Source organism: Vibrio hibernica (assembly GCF_015223435.1).
GTDB classification, from domain to species: Bacteria; Pseudomonadota; Gammaproteobacteria; order Enterobacterales; family Vibrionaceae; genus Vibrio; species Vibrio hibernica.
In genome coordinates, this window is record NZ_VHKO01000109.1 from 1 (window position 1) to 2,148 (window position 2,148).

Consider the following 2,148-nt stretch of genomic DNA (forward strand, 5'->3'; position numbering starts at 1 on the left):
GGAAAAAGTGTACTAAAGCATTACATGGGGTTGGCGGTGTAGGTATATGCCAACACATTGCGTCTACGATCAATGCATTGAATAAAGCGGGTCTTGTAACGTGTTATGTCCATAAACGGGAGTATACCAAGTGGGTTAACCCTGATGCTGGTGACGGTCAGGCTATCGCATTTCCTGAAGCGATTCATGTCAGTATTTTAAGGACAGTTGTTGAGTTTGTGGAAACCTATCACCCATATCGCCATCAGATTTCAGCGACGATGGAAAAGCTATACACCTATCAGGATGAAATGTTCAATGCTGAGCTTAAAGTATTAGGTGTGAGTGCCCTTAACGAGAGGCAAATGGCAACATTCATTACAAGGATGTCTCGCATAACAAGTAAGTGGCCTGAACGGAAAGCCATTCCTGATTTTTCGTTTTACAGGCGTGGAAAATGGTTAGGAGCAATGCTAAGGATGTGCTTTATCTGTGTCGGCTTATTCTCCGCCGCCCGAAGGGAAGAGCTGCTCTCCATGAACAAAGAGAGCTATGACGATACATTAGCTGCTGTGCCCAAGGTCTCAGGGTTTTCGACAAAGGGAAATAAGGGTGAAAGAATTTATACGACGTGGAATACTGCCCCTATCGCAAAGCTGGCACTGGAGCTAGCTTATGACGCCACGCAAGCCGCGAGAAAATACAGTTTAGAACGACTGGATGACGGCTATCAAAATGGTCTGTTAACCCAAGACCAATATAATGCAAAGAAACAAGACCTTGAGAGTGCCTTCATTTCTTCTGATATCCCTTATGTCAGTGAAGCATTCCTAAATAAAACGTCGCTAAAATGCAGTATTGACGGTGCTAATGATGCCTTGAATATGAAAGAGTTCAACATTATTGCGACCTCCGAAGACGCTGAGGAATTCGACCTGCTAAATCCAGACCGCGTAGGAAGCTTAAAGGTCGGAGGCGGTTTACCAAAGCTTAGCCCTCATGATTTACGGCGGAGTTTTGTGGTCTTTATGGTGAAGAACCGACTAGGCAACGCGCTTACAGTCAAATACCAGCTTAAGCACCGCAATATAAATATGTCCAATTGGTACGCGAATTATTCCGAGCTGGTGCGTACCAACCAACTGTTGACGGATACTCAGTTAATGAGTGAATTTGATGAAGCCATTGAAAACTCAGCAGTGGACGCATGGGATGAGATTTACAATGTATCCGATACCTTAAGTGGTGCTGAAGGCGAGCGCATAGCCCAAAATAAAGCAGAGCGGCTAGCACAAGGGGAAGAAATTGTTATGTCCCGAAGTGAGTTGCTCGCTTTGGTAAGGTCTGGTGACAAATCCATTGTGTTGCTTCCTACAGGTGGCTACTGCACCAATCGTAATTGTGAGCGGCTTTGCTCATTGATGGATATTGTTGAAGCCCCCTGTGAGCATAAGGTAATCACTGATAAAGCGGCTAAAAGGCTTTCAAGGGAGCGGGACAACCTCATTGCTTCGTTCCGGGTAATCAATGATATGGGTGATTATGCCAATGAGTTGATTCTGGATGCCAGAAAAAAGAAGATTCAGTCTATAGAACCAACATTGGTCAAACACAGCATCCCATTTGATAGTTTCAATGATGATATTAAGGCGGTATGGTCATGAAAGTAGAGTATAAGGCAACCTGCAAAGCCGAGGGGTTACTGGTCAATGCATTTCAGCGACTATTAGATGGTAAGCCACTTTATATTAAGGCGACGGGCAAGCTCACGTTAAACCGAATCAATAATGAAGCCCAACTTGGCAATAGCTATGTCCATAAGTTTAAAGCGTTCGTGGCCTATGCCAAACCTGTTATCGATGAATACAACCTCAACCGCGATAAGGCGATGACAACAGGCTTAGATATTGAGCTAGATGTCTCTTTGTCTGATATTGATAGGCTAAAGCACCAATTAAAAAAAGCTAATGAGTTGAAAAATAAGTACAGGGTTCAACGAGATAATGCAGTTGAGGCTCGAAAGCAGTTAGAGGCCGAGAATGCTAAGCTCCGCTTTAGGGTGTTTGACCTCCAACAAGAGTTATTAGGTGAAAACTCAGTTGTGACACCCATAAAGTAACACTTTCCCACGCTCAAAGTGTAATGGGGTAAAGGGACGTAACACGTTTC

2 protein-coding genes are annotated in these 2,148 nt (G+C 44.1%); both read left to right on the forward strand.

Going from position 1 to position 2,148, the window contains the following annotated elements:
* Positions 1 to 1,643: site-specific integrase (locus FH976_RS15635; RefSeq protein WP_194091701.1), on the forward strand; the 1,643-nt coding region annotated here is incomplete at its 5' end.
* Positions 1,640 to 2,098 (forward strand): hypothetical protein, encoded by a 459-nt coding sequence (locus FH976_RS15640; RefSeq protein ID WP_194091702.1) that lies wholly within the window; start codon positions 1,640 to 1,642, stop codon positions 2,096 to 2,098. The genes FH976_RS15635 and FH976_RS15640, both read left to right, overlap by 4 nt.
* Positions 2,099 to 2,148 lie beyond the last annotated feature (50 nt).

Excerpts from the sequence above, each read along its gene's own strand:
- FH976_RS15640 (WP_194091702.1), top strand. The coding sequence starts at position 1,640 with ATGAAAGTAGAGTATAAGGCAACCTGCAAAGCCGAGGGGTTACTGGTC.